At 62.0% G+C, this 19,496-nt stretch carries 20 protein-coding genes and 1 tRNA gene; 16 read left to right on the top strand and 5 right to left on the bottom strand.

Translation table 11 applies throughout. From position 1 onward, the window contains the following. The first annotated feature begins 1 nt into the window (after position 1). From LKD37_RS07640 to LKD37_RS07620, 5 genes are read left to right on the top strand one after another with little or no spacing between them, the layout of a single operon-like run. Positions 2-1,021 (top strand): RnfABCDGE type electron transport complex subunit D, encoded by a 1,020-nt coding sequence (locus LKD37_RS07640; protein ID WP_302928663.1) that lies wholly within the window; start codon positions 2-4, stop codon positions 1,019-1,021. Next, positions 1,018-1,611, top strand: a complete 594-nt coding sequence (locus LKD37_RS07635) for an RnfABCDGE type electron transport complex subunit G (RefSeq protein ID WP_302928661.1) — start codon at positions 1,018-1,020, stop codon at positions 1,609-1,611. The genes LKD37_RS07640 and LKD37_RS07635 overlap by 4 nt, the downstream gene beginning before the upstream one ends. A gap of 18 nt (positions 1,612-1,629) precedes the next feature. Then, positions 1,630-2,277, top strand: coding sequence for an electron transport complex subunit RsxE (gene rsxE, locus LKD37_RS07630; protein ID WP_302928660.1), 648 nt, complete (start codon positions 1,630-1,632; stop codon positions 2,275-2,277). 3 nt (positions 2,278-2,280) lie between these two features. After that, positions 2,281-2,868 carry an electron transport complex subunit RsxA gene (rsxA, locus tag LKD37_RS07625; protein ID WP_302928659.1) on the top strand — a complete coding sequence of 196 codons (588 nt, stop codon included), beginning with the start codon at positions 2,281-2,283 and terminating at the stop codon, positions 2,866-2,868. 12 nt (positions 2,869-2,880) lie between these two features. Beyond that, entirely contained in the window at positions 2,881-3,789 is a 909-nt protein-coding gene (locus tag LKD37_RS07620) for an RnfABCDGE type electron transport complex subunit B (RefSeq protein WP_302928658.1), read from the top strand. A gap of 169 nt (positions 3,790-3,958) precedes the next feature. Here LKD37_RS07620 and LKD37_RS07615 read toward each other — a convergent pair whose 3' ends face one another. Continuing rightward, positions 3,959-4,729: an Ig-like domain-containing protein gene (locus tag LKD37_RS07615; protein ID WP_302928657.1), complete on the bottom strand. Its 771-nt coding sequence runs from the start codon at positions 4,727-4,729 to the stop codon at positions 3,959-3,961. Positions 4,730-4,917: 188 nt separating this feature from the next. Between LKD37_RS07615 and udk the strand changes: the two genes are divergently transcribed. The 3 genes from udk to LKD37_RS07600 all read left to right on the top strand — a co-directional run bounded on the left by udk (position 4,918) and on the right by LKD37_RS07600 (position 8,598). After that, positions 4,918-5,532, top strand: a complete 615-nt coding sequence (gene udk, locus LKD37_RS07610) for a uridine kinase (protein WP_302928656.1) — start codon at positions 4,918-4,920, stop codon at positions 5,530-5,532. 1 nt (position 5,533) lies between these two features. Next, positions 5,534-6,289 (top strand): YdcF family protein, encoded by a 756-nt coding sequence (locus LKD37_RS07605; protein ID WP_302928655.1) that lies wholly within the window; start codon positions 5,534-5,536, stop codon positions 6,287-6,289. 443 nt (positions 6,290-6,732) lie between these two features. Further along, on the top strand, positions 6,733-8,598 hold the full coding sequence (locus LKD37_RS07600) for a polysaccharide biosynthesis protein (RefSeq protein WP_349048744.1): 1,866 nt from the start codon (positions 6,733-6,735) through the stop codon (positions 8,596-8,598). A gap of 248 nt (positions 8,599-8,846) precedes the next feature. Here the strand turns inward: LKD37_RS07600 and LKD37_RS07595 are convergent, their stop codons facing one another. From LKD37_RS07595 to LKD37_RS07585, 3 genes are all read right to left on the bottom strand, one after another. Beyond that, complete coding sequence (locus tag LKD37_RS07595) at positions 8,847-9,134, bottom strand: Dabb family protein (protein WP_302928654.1); 288 nt, start codon at positions 9,132-9,134, stop codon at positions 8,847-8,849. Positions 9,135-9,244: 110 nt separating this feature from the next. Then, entirely contained in the window at positions 9,245-9,436 is a 192-nt protein-coding gene (locus tag LKD37_RS07590; RefSeq protein WP_302928653.1) for a DUF951 domain-containing protein, read from the bottom strand. Positions 9,437-9,456: 20 nt separating this feature from the next. Then, the gene (locus LKD37_RS07585) at positions 9,457-10,716 is read right to left on the bottom strand and encodes a replication-associated recombination protein A (protein ID WP_302928652.1); all 1,260 of its coding nucleotides are present in this window, start codon (positions 10,714-10,716) and stop codon (positions 9,457-9,459) included. 117 nt (positions 10,717-10,833) lie between these two features. On the opposite strand from LKD37_RS07585, the gene LKD37_RS07580 reads away from it, so the two are divergent. From LKD37_RS07580 to LKD37_RS07560, 5 genes are all read left to right on the top strand, one after another. Continuing rightward, the gene (locus tag LKD37_RS07580) at positions 10,834-11,478 is read left to right on the top strand and encodes an endonuclease III domain-containing protein (protein ID WP_302928651.1); all 645 of its coding nucleotides are present in this window, start codon (positions 10,834-10,836) and stop codon (positions 11,476-11,478) included. Positions 11,479-11,749: 271 nt separating this feature from the next. Continuing rightward, the gene (locus LKD37_RS07575) at positions 11,750-12,292 is read left to right on the top strand and encodes a chromate transporter (protein WP_302928650.1); all 543 of its coding nucleotides are present in this window, start codon (positions 11,750-11,752) and stop codon (positions 12,290-12,292) included. After that, a complete protein-coding gene (locus LKD37_RS07570; protein ID WP_302928648.1) occupies positions 12,289-12,849 on the top strand; it encodes a chromate transporter in 561 nt (186 codons plus the stop codon). The genes LKD37_RS07575 and LKD37_RS07570 overlap by 4 nt, the downstream gene beginning before the upstream one ends. A gap of 421 nt (positions 12,850-13,270) precedes the next feature. Then, positions 13,271-14,953 (top strand): Na+/H+ antiporter NhaC family protein, encoded by a 1,683-nt coding sequence (locus tag LKD37_RS07565; RefSeq protein ID WP_302928647.1) that lies wholly within the window; start codon positions 13,271-13,273, stop codon positions 14,951-14,953. Between the two features lie 220 nt (positions 14,954-15,173). Continuing rightward, positions 15,174-16,064, top strand: a complete 891-nt coding sequence (locus LKD37_RS07560) for a 4Fe-4S cluster-binding domain-containing protein (protein WP_302928646.1) — start codon at positions 15,174-15,176, stop codon at positions 16,062-16,064. Between the two features lie 55 nt (positions 16,065-16,119). Here the strand turns inward: LKD37_RS07560 and LKD37_RS07555 are convergent, their stop codons facing one another. After that, on the bottom strand, positions 16,120-17,274 hold the full coding sequence (locus LKD37_RS07555; RefSeq protein WP_302928645.1) for an alanyl-tRNA editing protein: 1,155 nt from the start codon (positions 17,272-17,274) through the stop codon (positions 16,120-16,122). Between the two features lie 231 nt (positions 17,275-17,505). Here LKD37_RS07555 and LKD37_RS07550 point away from each other — a divergent pair, with 231 nt between their 5' ends. The 3 genes from LKD37_RS07550 (at position 17,506) to LKD37_RS07540 (ending at position 19,367) form a co-directional block, all read left to right on the top strand. Continuing rightward, positions 17,506-18,159, top strand: a complete 654-nt coding sequence (locus tag LKD37_RS07550; protein ID WP_302928644.1) for a hypothetical protein — start codon at positions 17,506-17,508, stop codon at positions 18,157-18,159. A gap of 47 nt (positions 18,160-18,206) precedes the next feature. Then, positions 18,207-18,289 (top strand) — tRNA-Leu (locus tag LKD37_RS07545). A 400-nt stretch (positions 18,290-18,689) separates the two neighbouring features. Continuing rightward, positions 18,690-19,367 (top strand): M23 family metallopeptidase, encoded by a 678-nt coding sequence (locus tag LKD37_RS07540; RefSeq protein ID WP_302928643.1) that lies wholly within the window; start codon positions 18,690-18,692, stop codon positions 19,365-19,367. Positions 19,368-19,496 lie beyond the last annotated feature (129 nt).

Raw genomic sequence — 19,496 nt, 5'->3', positions numbered from 1 at the left:
CATGACCGATTACAAGAATTTGAAGCTGATCGCGTCCTCCTCCCCCCACATCCGGTCCAACGAGAGCACCCGGACCATCATGATGGACGTGATCATTGCCATGATCCCCGCTCTGATCATGAGCGTGTTCGTCTTTGGCTTCCGGGCCCTGGCCCTGACCCTGGTGTCCGTGGCCGCCTGCGTGTTCTGGGAGTGGGGCTATCGCAAGCTCCTGAAGAAGCCCCAGTCCATCGGCGACCTGTCCGCCGTGGTCACCGGTATGCTGCTGGCCTTTGTGTGCCCCCCCACGCTGCCCTATTGGATGATCATCATCGGCGCGTTCTTCGCCATCGTGGTGGTCAAGCAGCTGTTCGGCGGCATCGGCTGCAACTTCATGAACCCCGCTCTGGTGGGCCGTGCCGTTCTGCTGGCCAGCTATGCCACCGCCATGACCACCTGGGCCGTGCCCATGAGCAAGCTGTCCATCTTCGGCTCCAACGCTGACGCCGTTACCTCCTCCACCCCCCTGGCCATCATGAAGGGCGGCGACCTGGCCTCCCTGACCAGCAACTACTCCGTGGTGGATATGTTCCTGGGCCGCATCGGCGGCTCCCTGGGCGAGGTTTCCGCGCTGATGCTGCTGCTGGGCGGCGTGTACCTGGTGATCCGCAAGGTCATCTCCTGGCACACCCCCGTGGCTTTCATCGCCACCGTGGCCGTCCTGTGCCTGATCTCCGCCCCCGCCGGTATCTCCGCCGTGGACTACATGCTCTATAACGTCTTCGGCGGCGGCCTGATGCTGGGCGCCATTTTCATGGCCACCGACTATGCCACCTCTCCCGTCACCAAGCCCGGCCAGATCATCTTCGGCATCGGCTGCGGCCTGCTGACCTGCTTCATCCGCCGCTTCGGCTCCTATCCCGAGGGCGTCTGCTATTCCATCCTGATCATGAACTGCACCACCTGGCTGCTGGATAAGTACATCCGGCCCAGCATTTACGGTGCTCCCAAGAAAGAAAAGAAGGAGGCGGCTGCAAAATGAAGATCTCCGGTAAGTTTATTCTGAAGGTCGCCGGCACCCTGACTGTTATCTCCCTGGTGGTGGCCTTGCTGCTGGGCCTGGTCAACGGCGTCACCAAGGACAAGATCGCCGCCATCGAAGCGGAAAAGACCCGGGTGGCCATGAGCGCCGTTGTCCCCGAGGGCAGCGAGTTCACCGACGCCCTGGAAATTCCCCAGGCCGCTATTGATGCCGCCAAGGCACAGGGCGGCACCGTCAGCGAGCTGTACGGCGTCACCAACGGCGGCGCAGAGGCCGGCTATGTGGCCAAGGTTGCCGCTTCCGGCTCCCAGGGCACCATCACCATGATGGTGGGCATCGACGCCAACGGCGCCATCACCGGCATCTCCGTGGTCAGCCACTCCGAGACCTCCGGCATCGGCACCAAGGTGGTCGAGAACAAGCCCAATGCCGCCGGTACCCCCGTGCTGGATCAGTTCATCGGCATGTCCGGCGCCGGCACCCTGGCGGTGGGCAGCAACATCACCGCCATCTCCGGCGCCACCGTTTCCACCAAGGGCATCACCATGGGCGCCAACGCCGCCCTGGCTGCCGTGGAAGCTCTGGGCTAAGAAAGGAGGAGCTGCAATATGAACTTTGGCAAGCAATTCAAGGAGGGCCTGATCACCCAGAACCCCGTGCTGGTGCAGCTGCTGGGTATGTGCTCCACCATGGCCATCACCACGTCGTTCTTCAACGGCCTGGGCATGGGCGTGTCCGTTCTGATCATCCTGACCCTTTCCAACATCTTCATCGCGCTGCTGCGCAAGATCATCCCCAATGAGGTCCGTATCGCCTGCTTCATCGTGGTCATCGCCGGCTTCGTTACCTGCGTGGACCTGCTGCTGAAGGCCTTCGTTCCCGCCCTGTCCAACTCCCTGGGCGTGTTCATCCCCCTGATCGTGGTGAACTGCATCATCCTGGGCCGTGCCGAGGGCTTCGCCTCCAAGAACGGCATCGGCGCTTCCGCCGTGGACGGCATCTGCCAGGGCGTCGGCTATACGCTGGTCCTGATCGTCATGTGCGTGGTCCGTGAGCTGCTGGGCTCCGGCAAGTTCGGCGGCGGCCTGCTGGGCGGCGGCGGACTGGGCAGCGCGCCCGGCATCGTCATCTTCCCTGAGGAATTCGGCATCAAGCTGCTGACCCTGCCGGTGGGCGGCTTCCTGACCCTGGGCGCTCTCATCGCTGCGATGCAGTGGGCCCTGGCCAAGAGCGAAAAGAAAAAGGAGGCCAAGTAAGCTATGTCTGTTACGACTCTGCTCGCCATCTCCCTTGGCGCTATTCTGACCAATAACTTTATTTTCTCCCAGTTCCTGGGCATCTGCCCCTTCCTGGGCGTGTCCAAGAAGATCGACACCGCAGTGGGCATGGGCGCCGCCGTGACCTTCGTTATGGGTCTGGCCTCCGCTTTCTGCTATCTGGTGAACCTGATTCTGGTGCCGCTGCACCTGGAGTTCATGCAGACCGTGGCCTTCATCCTGGTCATCGCCGGTCTGGTGCAGTTTGTGGAAATGTTCCTGAAGAAGAACATCCCCACCCTGTACACCGCCCTGGGCGTGTACCTGCCCCTGATCACCACCAACTGCGCCGTGCTGGGCGTGGCCCTGCTGAACGTGCAGAACGACTACAATTTCATCAGCTCCGTGGTTTACGGCATCACCGGCGGTCTGGGCTTCCTGCTGGCCATCTTCCTGTTTGCCGCCGTCCGCGAGCAGCTGGAGGTCTCCAGCGACATCCCCAAGTCCTTTGAGGGCTTCCCCATCGCGCTGGTCACCGCCGGCCTGATGGCTCTGGCCTTCATGGGCTTCAGCGGCCTGAAGGTCTGGTAAGGAGGAAAAATTATGGATTTTACTACTGTCATTTGGGCCGTTGTGGTCCTTGGCGCCCTTGCCATTGTGTTCGGCCTGATCCTGGCGGTGGCCGCCAAGGTCTTTGAGGTGGAGGTGGATCCCCGCCTGCCCGAGATTCAGGCCTGTCTGGCCGGCGCCAACTGCGGCGGCTGCGGTTATCCCGGCTGCGGCGGCTGCGCTGAGGCCATCCTGGCCGGTAAGGCTCCCATCAACGCCTGCGCCCCTGCCGGGGCCGAGGGCGCTGCCAAGATCGCTGCCATCATGGGCATGGAGGCTCCCACCGGCGAAAAGATGGTGGCTCACGTGCTGTGCAACGGCGGCGTCAATGCGGTGAAGAACTTCGAGTATCGCGGCATCAACGACTGTCTGGCCGCCACTAAGGTCCTGGCCGGCGACGCCCTGGCCTGCAAGTACGGCTGCCTGGGCTTCGGCTCCTGCGTGGCCGCCTGTAAGTTCGACGCCATCCATGTGGGCGAGAACGGCGCGGCCGTGGTGGACAAGGAAAAGTGCACCAACTGCGGCGCCTGCCGCGAGGCATGCCCCCGGAAGCTGATCGTGGAGGTCCCCTACTCCAAGAAGGTGTTCGTCAACTGCTCCAACAAGGACAAGGGCCCCGCCGTCACCAAGGTCTGCGCCAACTCCTGCATCGGCTGCGGCCTGTGCCAGCGCACCTGTAAGTTCGACGCCATCCACGTGGTCAACAACGTGGCCGTCATCGACTATGCCAAGTGCAAGGGCTGCACCATGTGCGCCAAGGCCTGCCCCCGCAACGCCATTGAGCCCATCCCCACTCCCGAGGAGAAGGAGAAGTTCAAGGCCGCGCAGAAGGCTGCCGCCGAGAAGAAGGCTGCTGCCGCCAAGGCTGCTGCTGAAAAGGCTGCCGCCGAGAAGGCTGAGTAATTATCCCCGTAGCTGTCACAAGCGCCCCATGCGGCTTTGCCGCATGGGGCGCTTCAGCTTGTTCCAAAAGGGTATTTGCCGCCCGCTGGCGGCAAGCTCTACGGGGCTTTGGGGGGACAAGAAAACCGCCCCGCAGAAGTAGTCTGCGGGGCGGGGGAGAGGCGGTGATTCAGTTGACGATGACAAAGCAGCTGACGCTCTGGTCGCCTACGGTAGCCTTCAGGATGGTCTTGCCCTTGGCAACGGCTGTGACCAGGCCGTTGGCGTCCACAGTGGCGATCTTGGTGTCCTCAATGGTCCAGGTGACGGTCTGCTCCGTGCCGTCCACGCGCATCTGGACGGTGGAGCCGACCCTGGCGGAGAACTCGTTGATGGTCTCGCCCTTGTTCTGATAGATAGAGCGCAGGCCCAGCTTCTCCTCGGGCGGCTCCGGCAGGGGAGTGGCCACGTTGACGGTGCAGGCGGCGGACTGGGAGCCGTCGGCGGTGGTGACGGTGATGGTGGCGGTGCCGGGGATTCCGGCGGTGACCAGGCCGGTGTCGTCCACGGTGGCCACGTTGGTGTCGCTGCTGGTCCAGAGGACGTCCTCTGCGCCGGTGACGGTGAGGGTGGCGGTTTCCGCCTGGTTCAGGTTCAGGGTGGTCTGGTCCAGGGTCAGGGGCGTTGTGGGAGCGGGATCCGGCTCCACCACGGCGGGATCATCGGGCTTTTCGGCATTGCCCTTGCCGCCGAACAGCAGCACGCCCACCAGCACCGCGGCCAGCACCACCACCAGCACCATGGCCGGGCCCAGAATGCTGGGAGCCCTGCGGCGGCGGGTGACCTTGCGGCGGGGCGCGGCGGCCCGGCCCTTCAGGGCCTCGTCCTCCTGGCAGAAGGGGCAGGTTCTATAGCTGTCGGAGTACATTTCTCCGCATTTGGGGCACTTGATGAGCTTCATGATCTATATCCTCCATTGGAAAACACCGAAAGTGGGCGAAAATTATACCCTACTATCATACTCATTTTCCCGGGCCGCGTCAACTGAAATCCTTGGAAGTTCATGCTTTTTTTACAAGTTCCCTTGCAATATGCCGGGAAGTTTTTTATAATGTATGCAGAATATACGCTTATGCGGGAGGCAGAGATATGAACACCATCTTCATCGGCATCGCCGGGGGCACCGGCAGCGGCAAAACCACCCTCACGGAGCACCTGGTGTCCCGGTTCGGCGACGATATCGCCGTGGTGCACCACGACAACTACTATAAGCGGCAGGACTGCTCCTTCGAGGAGCGCTGCAAGCAGAATTACGACCACCCGGACGCCTTCGACACGGACCTGATGATCCAGGACCTGAAAAAGCTGAAGGCGGGCCAGACCATCTACTGCCCCGTGTATGACTACGCGCTGCACAACCGCACCGACCAGACCGTGGAGATCAGGCCCGCCAAGGTGATCATCGTGGAGGGCATCCTGATCTTCCAGAACAAGGAGCTGCGGGACCTGCTGGATATCAAGATCTTCGTGGAGACCGACGCCGATGTGCGCATCCTCCGCCGGGCCCTGCGGGACGTGGAGGAGCGGGGGCGCTCCATGCAGTCGGTGGTGACCCAGTATCTGACCACGGTGAAGCCCATGCACGAGCAGTTCGTGGAGCCCACCCGGAAGTATGCCGACATCGTGGTGCTGGAGGGGGGCCACAACCTGGTGGCCCTGGACCTGATCATGCAGCGCATCGCCAACCACATCGCGGAGAACTGACGTGAAGGCGGTCCGTTACGCCGGGGCGGCTGTGTGCCTGGCTCTGGCGGCGTATTTCATGGCCCCGCTGGTCATGGGCATCCTGCACATCGGCATGGTGTATCCGGCGGCGCTGCTGGCCCTGGCGGCGGCTATGCTCCTGCGGCCCCGGTGGTTCCGGCGGCTTCCCCGGTGGCTGCGGCGCACCGGCGGGGCCTTGCTGGGGGCGGGACTGGCCCTGCTGGCGGCGGTGCTGGTGATGATGGCCGTCCAGGCCGGGAACCGGCCCGGGCCGGAGGACTGCACCGTGGTGGTGCTGGGGTGCCAGGTGTCCGCCAACGGCGAGCCCACGGTGATGCTCCGGGACCGCATCGACGCGGCGTATGACTATCTGACCGCCCATCCGGAAAGCCGGTGCGTGGCCTCCGGCGGGCAGAACGACAACGAGCCCATCTCCGAGGCGGCCTGCATCCGCAACACCCTGGCGGCCCGTGGCATTGACCCGGACCGCATCCTGCTGGAGGACCGGTCCCGGTCCACGGAGGAGAATCTGCGCTTCACGGCGGAGATCATCCGGCAGCAGGGGCTTAACCCCCGGGTGGCCATCGCATCGGATAATTTTCACCAGCTGCGGGCCTCGGTATGGGCCAGGCGCTGCGGCCTGGAGGCGGAGTCCCTGGGCTGCGCCAGCTGGTGGCCCCTGGGTCCGGGCTATTGGGCCCGGGAGGCCGTGGCCGTGGTGGTGCTGGAGGTTGGAAGTCTGCTGCAGGGAGGATAAGATTCAGGCGGGGAACGGCGGAAACGCCGTTCCCCCGTTGACCCTTGGCTCCCCCTTTGGGGGAGCTGTCGGCGCAGCCGACTGAGAGGGAAAATCGGAAGCCCCTACAGGCCCTCTCAGTCACCTTCGGTGACAGCTCTCCCAGAGGGAGAGCCAAGTAGGGCGCGTTGACCGGCGGCGGGCCGCGTTCACACTGGTTTCATCGGGCGGACGACATGTCCGCCCGTTTTTTGGCATTTTTACGGCAACAAGGCATCTGTCATGACATAAAATCGAAAACTGCCAGCCATAAGCCGAACGAAATACCGAAAACGTTACCAATGATTATCGTTATCGAAACAGCGTTTTTTCGACTTGATTTTTTCGGGTTTTTATGCTATATTAGCACGTAAGAAAGTAAGGGCGGAGAAGAACGGATTCCGCCTTTGGGAGGGGGCGCCGGCGTGGGCTTGTACATCGGAAAAATGGACCGCAAATGGCTGTCGCGGGTGCTTATCATCATGCTGGCGGATATTCTGGGGATTCTGGGGTCGTATCTGCTGGCCCTGTGGGCCCGGTTCGACCTCCACTTCATGGATATTCCGCCGGAGTTTCTGCAGGGATATCTGAGCACCATCTGGTGGTGGGTACTGATCTGCCTGGCGGTGTTCTGGTTATGCAACCTCTATAACAGCATCTGGCGGTTTGTCAGCGTGGACGCGCTGATGCGGATCATCCTGGCCTATGTCATCCTGGGCGGGCTGAGCTTCGGGTGCGTGAAGCTGTTCCACATTGTGATGCCCCGGTCGTACTATGTGTGGGGCCTGCTGTGCAGCTTCTTTATCACCGCCGGTATCCGATTTTTCTATCGGGGCGTGCGGTATCTGCGCAACCGGGTGCCCGGCAGCCAGAAGGGAACCGAAAACGTGATGATCATCGGCGCGGGCCAGGCCGGGCGGCAGCTGATCCGGGAATACGCCGTCAGCAGTCATCTCAACAGCCGGGTGGCCTGTCTCATCGACGACAACCCCGCCAAGCGCGGCCGGATTCTGGAGGGCGTGCGCATTGTGGGCGGCCGCCGGGACATTCCCCAGGCTGTGAAACGGTACGACATCCGCAAGATCATCTTCGCCATCCCGTCCCTGCAGGGGGCCGGGCGGCAGGAAATTCTGAACATATGCAGCAAAACCGGGTGCCAGATCCAGGTGGTGCCGGGCATCTATCAGTTGGTCAAGGGCGAGGTCACCATCAGCAAGCTCCGCCGGGTGGAGCTGCAGGACCTGCTGGGCCGGGACCCCATCCGGGTGAACCTGGGGGAGATCTGCGGCTATATCAACGACAAAACGGTGCTGATCACCGGCGGCGGCGGGTCCATCGGCAGCGAGCTGTGCCGCCAGATCGCCCGGCACAAGCCCCGGCGGCTGGTGATCTTCGACATCTACGAAAACAACGCCTACGACATCCAGATGGAACTGCGCCGGGAGCACCCGGAGCTGACGCTGGACGTGTGCATCGGTTCCGTCCGGGACCGGGGACGGGTGGACGATCTGCTGGACACCTATCAGCCGGACCTGATCTTCCACGCGGCGGCCCACAAGCATGTGCCGCTGATGGAGGACAGCCCCAACGAGGCCATCAAGAACAACGTATTCGGTACATACAACATGGCCCAGTCCGCCGCGGCCCACGGGGTGAAGCGCTTCGTGCTGATCTCCACGGACAAGGCCGTGAACCCCACCAACATCATGGGGGCCTCCAAGCGCCTGTGTGAGATGGTGGTGCAGATGATGGACCGGCGCAGCGACACGGAGTTCGTGGCGGTGCGGTTCGGCAACGTCCTGGGCAGCAACGGCAGCGTGGTGCCGCTGTTTGAGCGGCAGATCGCCTGCGGCGGGCCGGTGACCGTGACCCATCCGGAGATCACCCGGTTCTTCATGACCATCCCCGAGGCGGTGTCCCTGGTGCTGCAGGCGGGATACTATGCCAAGGGCGGGGAAATCTTCGTGCTGGATATGGGCCAGCCGGTGAAGATCGACGACATGGCCCGGCAGCTGATCCGCCTGTCCGGCTTCGAGCCGGATGTGGACATCCCCATTATCTACACCGGTCTGCGGCCGGGGGAGAAGCTGTATGAGGAACTGCTGATGGACGAGGAGGGCCTGCAGGATACTGCTAACCGGCTCATCCATGTGGGACGCCCCATCGACATGGACGACGAGGCCTTCTGCCGCCAGCTGGGGGTCCTGGAGCGGGCCTGCCGGCACAACAGCCCGGACATCCGCCGCTGCGTGGCGGACATGGTGCCCACCTATCACCCCAAGAAAGACTGACAGGCTATAGAAGCCTCGCAGAGTTTGCCGCCCGCAGGCGGCAAATCAAGTGAGATCATTTTCGCCCGGGGCGTGTACCTGGGCGAAAATTCTTCTCAGTTTGCAAGTGTGGAATTTGTTCGCCCCTGGCGAACAAATTATGCGCGCGGCAGACTGCAAGCCTTTTGTCCAAAAAGGGCTTTGCCCTTTTTTAATAAACTCAGGGACCCCGCCATTTGGCGGGGTCCCTGAGTTTTTCACTGGTGCGTTTATTCCTCAAAATCGAAAATGGCCTTCTTTTCCAGCAGGGGGCCGAAGCGGTCCTTCCACCGGTGGTGCATGGGGGACACATCATAGGCCGCCAGGGCCGCCGGGTCCATGTCCAGCCGGATCAGCACGTGATACCGGTTCTCCCGGTCCACGCAGTTATGGAATACCTCCGCGCCCCGGACGCCGGGAATGTCCCCGGCTGCGGAAAAAATCTCCCGGATCTCCGGCAGATACGCCCGCCAGTCCCCGGCGTCAGCCCGGAACCGGGCCAGAATGCAGTGCTTCATGCCGCAGCCCCCTTACAGGCCGACATACGGCAGGATCAGGCCCAGGATCATGACAATGGCCATCAAAAGGGCCACACCCATGGCCACATAACGGGTCCAGTTTTGCTTTTTCATGGGGTTTCCTCCTTTGGAATCACACGCTTGATGCTTTTTTCCACCTTGCGCCGGGGGGCCAGCACCTCGTGGCCGCAGCCGGTGCACCGCAGGCGGATGTCCATCCCCACACGCAGCACCTCCCACCGGCGGCTGCCGCAGGGGTGGTCCTTTTTCAGTTCAACGATATCATGGAGCTTCAGGTCCATTGGCTGCCCGCCTTTCCGGTTCACGATTTCTTGATGTCCTCCCAGTACCGCCGGGCGGCCTGTTCGGTCTTGTTGTCGCCGTATTGGTAATAGGTCACGTCCCCCAGGGCCTCCGGCAGATACCGCTGGGCCACATAGTGGTGGGGGTAGTCGTGGGGATAGCGATAGGCCGGGGCCATGCCGCTGCCGGTGCTGTCGGCGTGGACGTTCTGCAGGTGCCGGGGCACCTGGCCCACCCTGCCCCGGCGGATGTCGTCCATGGCGGCGATGATGGCGTTGTGGGCGGAGTTGGACTTGGGAGCCGTGGCCAGCAGAATGGCCGCCTCCGCCAGAGGCAGTCTGGCCTCCGGCAGGCCCAGCTCCCGGGCGGCGTCCACGCAGGCCTTGGTAACGGCCATGGCCTGGGGATAGGCCAGCCCCACGTCCTCGGCGGCGATGACCAGCAGCCGCCGGCAGGGGGACAGCAGGTCCCCGGCCTCCAGCAGCCGCCCCAGGTAATACACCGCCGCGTCCGGGTCGGAGCCCCGGATGGACTTCTGCAAGGCGGACAGCAGGTCGTAATGCTCGTCCCCCTCCCGGTCATAGCGCATGGCGCTGCGCTGGGAGGCCTGGGCGGCGTCCGCCGCCGTGATGCGCAGACCTCCGTCCACCGGCCGGGCGGCCCGGTCCAGCAGCTCCACGGCGTTGACGGCCTTGCGCACGTCGCCGCCGCACCCGGCGGCGATAAGCCCCGGCACCTCCTCCTCCCAGGTCAGGGGCAGGGGACTGCGGCTGCGGACAATGTCCAGGGCCCGCAGCACGGCGGGCAGAGTCTCCTCCGCCGTCAGGGCCTTGAACTCGAACACCGTGCTGCGGGACAGCAGGGCGTTGTACACATAGAAATAGGGATTCTCCGTGGTGGAGGCGATGAGGGTGATCTTACCGTTTTCCATGAACTCCAGCAGGCTCTGCTGCTGCTTCTTGTTGAAATACTGGATCTCGTCCAGGTACAGCAGCACCCCGTTGGGGGCCAGCATGGTGTCCACATCGGCGATGATGGCCTTCACGTCCTGCAGGGACGCCGTGGTGGCGTTCAGGTGATACAGGGCCTTCTCCGTGCGCTTGGCGATGATGGAGGCGATGGTGGTCTTGCCGGTGCCGGAGGGTCCGTAGAAGATCATGTTGGCGGAGGTCCCGCCCTCGATGAGGCGGCGCAGCAGGGCGCCGGGGCCCAGCAGGTGCTTCTGTCCCGCCACCTGATCCAGGGTCTGGGGCCGTATTTCGTCTGCCAATGGCCGCATAGCGGCACCTCCTTCCGGGAAAATCACAGCTATTATACCACATCCCGCCGTCCTTTGCACCCCCCGATTTGCATTTTTCCCGGCAGTCTGGTACAATAGGGGGCGAGGTGATCTGTTATGAAATCTCCCCAGGAGGTGGCCGCCATCATCCGGCGGCTGAAGGAGCTGTATCCCGACGCGGCGTGTTCCCTGGACTATGGAAAGGACTATGAGCTGCTGTTTTCCGTGCGCCTGGCGGCCCAGTGCACCGACGCTCGGGTGAACCAGGTGACCCCGGCGCTGTTTGCCCGGTTTCCTACCCTGGAGGCCTTTGCCGCCGCCAGCCCGGAGGAGGTGGGGGAATACGTCCGCTCCTGCGGCTTCTGGCGGGCCAAGGCCCGGGATATCGTGGCCTCGGCGCAGATGCTGCTGTCGGATTTCGGCGGCCGGGTGCCGGACAATATGGAGGACCTGCTGCGGCTGCCCGGCGTGGGCCGCAAGACCGCCAACCTGATCCTGGGGGACGTGTACGGCCAGGCGGGCTACGTCTGCGACACCCACTGCATCCGGATCACCGGCCTGCTGGGGCTGACGGACGGGTCCAAGGACCCCCTGAAGGTGGAGCAGCAGCTGCGGGCCTGCATCCCGCCGGAGGAGTCCAGCAATTTCTGCCACCGGATGGTGCTCCATGGCCGGGCGGTGTGCGTGGCCCGGCGGCCCGACTGCGCCGGCTGTACCCTGCGGGACCTGTGCGACTATGGGAAAACCGTCCGGGAGCCGTAAGCGGAAGTAAGAGCGTTTATAACGCAATTTTGCTATGCAAAAGCATAGCAAAAAATAGAATGTGCCATTCCCTCGCCCCTTCGGGGCAACCGGGAATGATGCACAAAACTTCATGCACAGAAGATTTTGCCTGTTTTCGCGGTGCGCCGCACAGTGCATGAAGTTTTATGCCCCGGCGATTGACAGCCGCAGGGGAAAGGGGTATAGTATCGCCGGGAGCCGTCTTCCCCGGAAAATGGCGGCTGTTCGCTTATCTCGGGAGGTGTGTTTGTTGAAGGAGTTGCTTTCTCTGTTTCTGACCTTCGCCAAGGTGGGGGTCATGACCTTCGGCGGCGGCTATGCCATGCTGCCGATCCTGCAGCGGGAGGTGGTGGAGAACAAGGGCTGGGCCACCGATGAGGAGCTGACCGATTACTTTGCCATCGGCCAGTGTACCCCCGGCGTCATCGCCGTGAACACCGCCACGTTTATCGGCCAGAAGCGCCGGGGCATCATCGGCGGCATCGCGGCCACCCTGGGCGTGGTGTTCCCGTCTCTTATCATCATTGCGGCCCTGGCCGGGGTCATCGACGCGTTTTCCCATCTGGCCTGGGTGCAGCACGCCTTTGCCGGGATCCGGGTGTGCGTGTGCGTGCTGATTTTCAACGCCGTGCTGAAGCTGTGGAAGGGCGCGGTGAAGGACGTGTGGGGCCTGGTGATCTTCCTGGTGATCCTGGCACTGTCGGTGTTCACCAAGCTCTCGCCCATTATCTATGTGTTGGCGGCAGCCGTGGCGGGACTTCTCATTAAGAATCTGGGGGCGAAGCGGTCATGATCTATTTGCAGCTGTTTTATGAGTTTTTCAAAACCGGACTGTTCGCCGTAGGCGGCGGTCTGGCCACCCTGCCGTTTCTGTATGACATGGCGGACCGCACCGGCTGGTTCACCCGGCCCCAGCTGGCGGATATGCTGGCGGTCAGCGAGTCCACCCCTGGCCCCATCGGCGTGAACATGGCCACCTATGTGGGCTTTGTCACCCGGGGCATTCCCGGGGCCATTATTTCCACCCTGGGCTTGGTGACGCCGTCCGTCATCGTGATTCTGATCATCGCGGCCTTTCTGAAGGCCTTCCGCCACAACCGCTATGTGGAGGCGGCGTTTTACGGTCTGCGCCCGGCGTCCACGGCTATGGTGGCGGCGGCGGGCCTGTCGGTGGTGGCCATCACCTTGCTGAACACCGGGGCAGCGGGCCTGGCCATCGTCAACTGGAAGGCCCTGGCCCTGGCGGCGGTGATCCTGGTGCTGACCCGGTGGGTCAAGCCCACCAAGGGCCTGCACCCCATCGTGTTCATCCTGGCCTCCGCCGTGGTGGGCGTGGTGTTCAGCTTCTGAAGCCTGACCCTTGCGGGCAGGGAGCGCTGTGCGCTTCCTGCCCGTTTTTTGTATGCTTATGCGCTTTTGGCGGGACCGCGCCTCTGGGCGCGGCGTGACTGCCGAAATGAGGATATAAACGAAATTTAGTTCATATTTCGGGCCAGAGAAGGGAGCCGCTCCTCGCAAAAACGGGATTTTTACCGCTAAGAACGCGTTAAGAAACTTTGAAAAATTAACACATTTTTTATATAGTTCTTATAAAAAACGGCGCTTTTGGCATAAAGAAAGTGAGAAGCGTTGGAATATTTGACGGAACGAACAAATTGCGAGTTCATAATTTGTTCAAATTCCCATCCAGAATCCCATTGCTGAAATCTTGACAATCCGGCCCAAAAACGGTAACATAAAAGAACCAAATCTGAGGAGGTAAATCACCCTAATGGAAAAGAAAGGTACCAAAATAGCGTATTTTATTGCGCTGGCGATCGTTGTGATCGCTCTGGTCATCGCGAAGGTCACCAACGATGGCAGCGGCTTCATCGCTACCGGATGGGCCCTGTTCCCCCCGATCGTGGCCATTGCCCTGGCCCTAATCAGTAAGGAAGTGTATTCTTCCCTGTTCCTGGGCTGCCTGGCCGGCGCTCTGCTGCTGGCGAATTTCCAGCCCTGGCAGATGGTGGTGAATTTTGTCGGCGCCGGCGAGGGCGTGGGCATGATCAATGCCATCGACATCTCCATCCTGATCTTCCTGGTGATGCTGGGCATCATGGTGGACCTGATGAACAAGGCCGGCGGCTCCGCCGCCTTCGGCCGCTGGGCCTCCAAGGCCGTCACCACCCGCCGCGGCGCGCAGCTGCTGACCATGCTGCTGGGCGTGCTGATCTTCATCGACGACTATTTCAACTGCCTGACCGTGGGCGCCGTCATGCGTCCCGTCACCGAGAGCCACAGGATCTCCCGGGCAAAGCTGGCCTACATCATCGACGCCACCGCCGCCCCCGTGTGCATGCTGGCCCCCGTGTCCTCCTGGGCTGCCGCCGTTGCCTCCTATGTGCCCGATGGCTTCCCCGGCTCCCGCATCAGCATGTTCCTGAGCCAGATTCCCTGGAACTATTACTGCATCCTGACCCTGATCATGGTCATTGTCATTTCCGTGCTGAACATTGACTACGGCCCCATGCTGACCCATGAGTACAATGCCCAGGTGAAGAACGACCTGTTCACCACCCCCGAGCGTCCCTTTGAAGGCGCCGACGACTACGAGGAAGGCACCAAGCACTCCTCTGTGCTGGACCTGCTGCTGCCCGTTATCGTCCTGATCGCCCTGTGCATCATCGGCCTGATCTGGACCGGCGGTGTGTTCGACACCGAGAGCGACAACTATCAGAACTTCGTCATGGCCTTCTCCGACGCTTCTGCCGGTCCCGGCCTGTGCCTGGGCTCCATCGTGGCCCTGGTGTTCACCTTCGTGTACTACTGGCTGCGGGGCCTGATCAAGTTTGAGAAGTCCATGGAGTCCATCCCCAACGGCTTCATCCAGATGATCTCCCCCATCCTGATCCTCTGCTTCGCCTGGACCCTGTGCGGCCTGTGCCGTGACGATGGTCTGCAGGTCGGCGAGTTCGTTCGCGGCGTCATGGCCAACACCGGCTCCCTGGCCAAGTTCCTGCCCGCCGTCATCTTCATCGTGGCCTGCTTCATTGGCTTCGCCACCGGCACCTCCTGGGGCACCATCGGCATCATGGTCCCCCTGGTCTGCGCCGTGTTCGACTGGTATGATCAGTCCACCCTGCTGTCCATCGGTCTGGCCGCTTCCTGCGCCGGCGGCGTGTGCGGCGACCACCTGTCCCCCATCTCCGACACCACCATCATGGCTTCCGCCGGTGCACACTGCTTCCATCTGAACCATGTGTCCACCCAGATCCCCTACGGCGTCACCGTGGCTGCCGTGTCCTTCGTCAGCTTCATCATCGCCGGTCTGGTGCAGAACGTTGTGGTCTGCATGATCATCGCCGTGGCTCTGATGATCGGCACCCTGCTGGTGATCCGCGCCATCGTGGCCAAGAAGCACACCGGTATCTTCCAGGAAATGGCCAACGCCGGCAAGGCTATGGCCAAGTAAGCAAGTCCCTGCTCATTCAAAAACAGGTCCGCTGCGGCGGACCTGTTTTTTTCTTTGCCGCAAGCCCTTGCGGCTGCGCCGTGCCGGGGATGCATTCGCAGGCGGTCATACCGGGTCGCATTAGAAAAAATCATGTGAATTTTGTCAAAAATTCCTTGCTTTTTTGGTGAAAAAGGTATAAAATATTCGGGAAGAATTTCTGGGAGGACTGGATCAATATATGAGCAACCCCTATAAGACCCGCGAGGGCGGGGCCACCGTCACGGTGTTCGTGCCCTACGACTGCAACAACCACTGCCCCTTCTGCATCAACAAAAAGGAATACGCCGACTGCACCGGCTTCAGCCTGGACGCCATTCTGGACAGCATCCGCACCATGGACGCCATCACCCCCCGGTGCGACTTTGTGTTCACCGGCGGCGAGCCTCTGGCCAATCTGGAGGCCCTGCAGAAAATGCTGGACGCCATCCCCACCACCCACAAGGTGTATATCAACACCACCTTCCCGGTGCAGACCGGCTTCTACACGGCGGAGGAGATGCTGGACTTTACCCGCCGCAACCGGGACAAGATCACCTGCATGAACATCTCCCGCCACCTGGTGAAATATGTGGAGGAGAGCCCCGACCAGGTGCTGGGGCAGATCGCCTGTCCCACCCGCATCAACTGCGTGCTGTATAAGAAGTACCCGGCGGAGAAGCTCCCCCAGTATGTGGAGCGGTTCCTGCCCTACGGCATCCCCATCCAGTTCCGGTACGACTATACCGAGACCACGCCGAAGAACCTGTATGACCAGGACCATGACCCCATTCTGCAGGACCTGAAGCGGCTGTTCACCTATCGGGGGCTGGACGGCTGCCGCATGCGCAACGGCTTCCACTTCGAGTATAAGGGCCTGCACATGACCTATCACAAGACCCTGCCCTATTCCACCATTGCGGAAACCGGGGACGACGGCGTGACCTATGACATTCTGTACGACATTCTCATCAAGCAGAACGGCGAGATCCACTCCGACTGGACCGGCGTGAAGATGGACGTGGAGAAATACCGCCGCGTCACCTTTGAGCCCTATGACCTGCGGGTGCTGGAGGGCACCGTGAACTTCTGACACGAACCCAAAAACCGGCTCCGGCGCATCGCGCCGGAGCCGGTTTTTGTTATACTCAGGGCCGTTCTCTGAAAAACGCCTGAATTTCGTCCGCGGTGCAGGCGGCGCTGCCCTGGGCGAAGCCGTCCCGGCCGCCGCCCCGGCTATGGAGGGCCTGGTTCATGTCCCGGATCAGGGGACGCAGGTCCTGCCCCGGGTGGATCACGGCCCAGCGATAGCTGCCGTCGCTGCCGGAGAAAACGGCACACCGGCCGCCGCAGGTGCCGCTGACGGCGTCGCACAGCCGCCGGACGCTGTCCGGCTCCAGGTCCGGCTGCACCAGCAGCACGTTCCCGGCGTTCTGATAGCGCTCCGCCAGCTGCCGGAACGACTGCTCCTCCAGGGCGGCGCAGCGCTCCCGACTCTCCCGCAGCTGCCCCTCCAGCCGCTGCACCGCCGGGAAGGCTGCCAGCGGCTTCACCGACAGGGCCTGGCCGATCCGGCGGCTCTGGTCCCAGGCCCGGGACAGGTAGTCCATGGCCCGGCCGCCGCACAGCAGCTCCAGCCGCACGCCCTCCCGGAGCTTCTGGCAGGACAGGAACTTCACCAGTCCCACCTGGCCGCTGGCGGCCACATGGGTGCCGCAGCAGGCGCAGCAGTCGGCCCCGGGGAACTCCGTGATCCGCACCGGCCCCTCCAGGGCTTTTTTGCTGCGGTAGGGGATGGCGGCCAGCTCCTCCGGGGCGGGATAATAGGCCCGGAAGGGGTGATTTTCCCAGATGTAGCGGTTGGCCCGGGCCTCCACCTCCAGCACCTGGTCCCAGGTCATGGGGGCGTTATAGTCGATGGTGACCACGTCCGCCCCCATGTGAAAGCCCACGTTGTCGCAGGAAAAGGCAGCGCACAGCATACCGCTGACGATGTGCTCGCCGGAGTGCTGCTGCATATGGTCAAAGCGGCGGGACCAGTCGATGGCACCGTGGACGGAGGCCCCCACGGTCAGGGGCCGGTCGCAGGTGTGGAGCACCAGGCCGTCCCGCTCCTGGACGTCCAGCACCGCCGCGCCGCCCAGATCGCCGCGGTCTGCCGGTTGGCCGCCGCCCTCCGGGTAAAAGGCCGTGCGGTCCAGGGTCACAAGATATGTGTCCCCCTTGCCGGGCCGGCAGTCGGTGACGACGGCGTCGAACTCCTTCAAAAATGCGTCCCGGTCATACAGCTTCTCGGTGTCCATGGGGCATCCTCCTCTGATGGTTTTCTCCTATCATGCCACATCCCGCCGGGATTTGCAAGGTTTCCCTTGCCGGTGGGTGGGAAATGTGGTATAATACCCCTGGTTATGCGCCCGTGGCGAAATTGGTATACGCGATGGATTTCGGTGATGTCACCTCAGTGAGGGGTTTTTGTTGTGTGTTGACGCGGGATTTGTGTACCGCCGTTGACAAGCACTTGGAGGGAGGCTCTTATGGCGCAAGCGGCATCAAAAGGAAACTGCTATCTTTGCGGGGGAACAATTTCCAAAACAGCGTTTAAGAAGCATCTGCTGGAAAAGCACAATGATGCTGCCGACGATGCGCAGACGTGCAAGCTGCTGAAGGTGGAGGGCACAGACGAAAAGGCGTATTGGCTGTATCTGGATATGCCGATGAGCGCCACGCTAAAAACGCTCGATCGGTTCCTGCGGGATATCTGGCTGGAATGCTGTGGGCACGAAAGCGCGTTTTTTGTGGGGAACTATGAGCAACTCTCGAAAAACACCATGGTCGGGATGCTGCGCGATGGGAGCAAGCTCCATTATGAGTATGATTTCGGCTCTACAACGGAGCTGACGATCACGGTAGTGGGAACACTGCTGCGCCCGAAGCAGCGCAAATCTGTTCGTCTGCTCGGGAGAAACGAGCCGATCCGCTTCCTGTGCGGAAAATGCGGAAAGGAAGCCGATTGGATCTGCTGTGAATGCGAATGGGAGGATCAGTATCCGTATTTCTGCGAAGACTGCATGGAAAGCCATCCGCACGATTCTGCGCTTCCAATCGTAAATTCTCCGCGTATGGGCGTGTGCGGCTATTGCGGAGAGGACGACGTCTATACCTTTGACCCGGCTCCGTTTTTGAAGTAAAAAATCAGGCGGCCGGCGGACGCTTGCGCCGCCGCTCGCCTGTATATGCGCCCGTGGCGAAATTGGTATACGCGATGGATTTAGGTTCCATTCCGCAAGGGTAGGGGTTCGAGTCCCCTCGGGCGTACCATGCTGAGAACTCCAAGAAAAATCTTGGAGTTCTCTTTTTATCTCTGAAAGCCCTTGTGCCACAACGGCTCTGCGGATTTACGCCCACAAATCCGATTTCTAATTTTTACAAAAATCCTATACTTCTGGAAAAGAGAATGTCAGAAAATAGAGAAAAATATGACATAAATTCTGACGCCGCCAACTGCCTCCGGGCCTTCTGGGGACAGTCCCGGTAATTTCCCCCAAAGCAAAAGAAATCCGAGGGCGGTCCGCCTTCGGATTTTTTGCATTTTTTGAGGGCCTGCGTATAAATCCGCCGCCGCCCGGCCATACTGAGGGCAGAAACGTTCCCCAGGATTTCGGCCCGCCGCAGGCCGGTATATGCGGCTCCGGCCCCAGGCCGGACGGGAAAGGCACCTATGAGCAGATTCGACGGAAAAAAGGTCAAGGCCGTGTTCGGCGGCAAGGGCTTCTACATAGCCCTTGCCCTCTGCCTGCTGGCAGCCGGTATTGTCGGCTATTACACCCTGCTGCGGCCCCAGGCCCCGGCAGAGCCCGCATCCAACCCCGCCTCCAACGTCCCCGATGACCGGGACAACGCCTGGGTGGCCCCGGCGGTGCAGCCGGAGGAGAATGTCCCCGCCGCCCCTCCGGCGGAGGAGACGCCCATCTCCGACCCCCAGGACCTGCTGCCCCAGGTCATGTCCCCGCTGGACGGCACCACGGTAACGGTGTTCAGCGTCACGGAGCTGATGTATGACGAGACCATGGCGGACTGGCGCACCCACAACGGCATCGACATCCAGGCCTCGGAGGGGGACTCCGTCCGCACCGCCGCCGGCGGCACGGTGCTGTCGGTGAAGGACGACGAGCTGATGGGCACCACCGTGGTGATCCAGCACGGCGGCGGCTATACCACCCAGTACAGCTGTCTGCAGAAGGATCCGCCGGTGCAGGAGGGGGACCAGGTGGCCGCCGGTGACGTCATCGGCCTGGTGGGGAGCACCGCCTCCGCCGAGGGCAGCATGGGCCCGCACCTGCACTTCTCTGTGTCCAAGGACGGCCAGGTCATCGACCCGGCGGACTATGTGAATTGACCCAAGCGGCCCGGCAGGGAGTTTTCTCCCGGCCGGGCCGCCTTTCATATCCTGTAGGTTTGTCAAACATATTGGACAGCGAACTCATTAGGCAAGAGCCAGCGGAGGGGTCTCATGGGCAAGTTGTTG

Source organism: Brotocaccenecus cirricatena (genome assembly GCF_020687045.1).
In the GTDB taxonomy this organism is placed as follows: Bacteria; Bacillota; Clostridia; order Oscillospirales; family Oscillospiraceae; genus Vescimonas; species Vescimonas cirricatena.
This window is presented reverse-complemented; position numbering and strand designations above follow the sequence as displayed.

Coding starts and splice junctions, on each gene's coding strand:
- LKD37_RS07640 (WP_302928663.1), top strand. CDS start 2: ATGACCGATTACAAGAATTTGAAGCTGATCGCGTCCTCCTCCCCCCAC.
- LKD37_RS07635 (WP_302928661.1), top strand. CDS start 1,018: ATGAAGATCTCCGGTAAGTTTATTCTGAAGGTCGCCGGCACCCTGACT.
- rsxE (WP_302928660.1), top strand. CDS start 1,630: ATGAACTTTGGCAAGCAATTCAAGGAGGGCCTGATCACCCAGAACCCC.
- rsxA (WP_302928659.1), top strand. CDS start 2,281: ATGTCTGTTACGACTCTGCTCGCCATCTCCCTTGGCGCTATTCTGACC.
- LKD37_RS07620 (WP_302928658.1), top strand. CDS start 2,881: ATGGATTTTACTACTGTCATTTGGGCCGTTGTGGTCCTTGGCGCCCTT.
- LKD37_RS07615 (WP_302928657.1), bottom strand. CDS start 4,729: ATGAAGCTCATCAAGTGCCCCAAATGCGGAGAAATGTACTCCGACAGC.
- udk (WP_302928656.1), top strand. CDS start 4,918: ATGAACACCATCTTCATCGGCATCGCCGGGGGCACCGGCAGCGGCAAA.
- LKD37_RS07595 (WP_302928654.1), bottom strand. CDS start 9,134: ATGAAGCACTGCATTCTGGCCCGGTTCCGGGCTGACGCCGGGGACTGG.
- LKD37_RS07590 (WP_302928653.1), bottom strand. CDS start 9,436: ATGGACCTGAAGCTCCATGATATCGTTGAACTGAAAAAGGACCACCCC.
- LKD37_RS07585 (WP_302928652.1), bottom strand. CDS start 10,716: ATGCGGCCATTGGCAGACGAAATACGGCCCCAGACCCTGGATCAGGTG.
- LKD37_RS07580 (WP_302928651.1), top strand. CDS start 10,834: ATGAAATCTCCCCAGGAGGTGGCCGCCATCATCCGGCGGCTGAAGGAG.
- LKD37_RS07570 (WP_302928648.1), top strand. CDS start 12,289: ATGATCTATTTGCAGCTGTTTTATGAGTTTTTCAAAACCGGACTGTTC.
- LKD37_RS07565 (WP_302928647.1), top strand. CDS start 13,271: ATGGAAAAGAAAGGTACCAAAATAGCGTATTTTATTGCGCTGGCGATC.
- LKD37_RS07560 (WP_302928646.1), top strand. CDS start 15,174: ATGAGCAACCCCTATAAGACCCGCGAGGGCGGGGCCACCGTCACGGTG.
- LKD37_RS07555 (WP_302928645.1), bottom strand. CDS start 17,274: ATGGACACCGAGAAGCTGTATGACCGGGACGCATTTTTGAAGGAGTTC.
- LKD37_RS07550 (WP_302928644.1), top strand. CDS start 17,506: ATGGCGCAAGCGGCATCAAAAGGAAACTGCTATCTTTGCGGGGGAACA.
- LKD37_RS07540 (WP_302928643.1), top strand. CDS start 18,690: ATGAGCAGATTCGACGGAAAAAAGGTCAAGGCCGTGTTCGGCGGCAAG.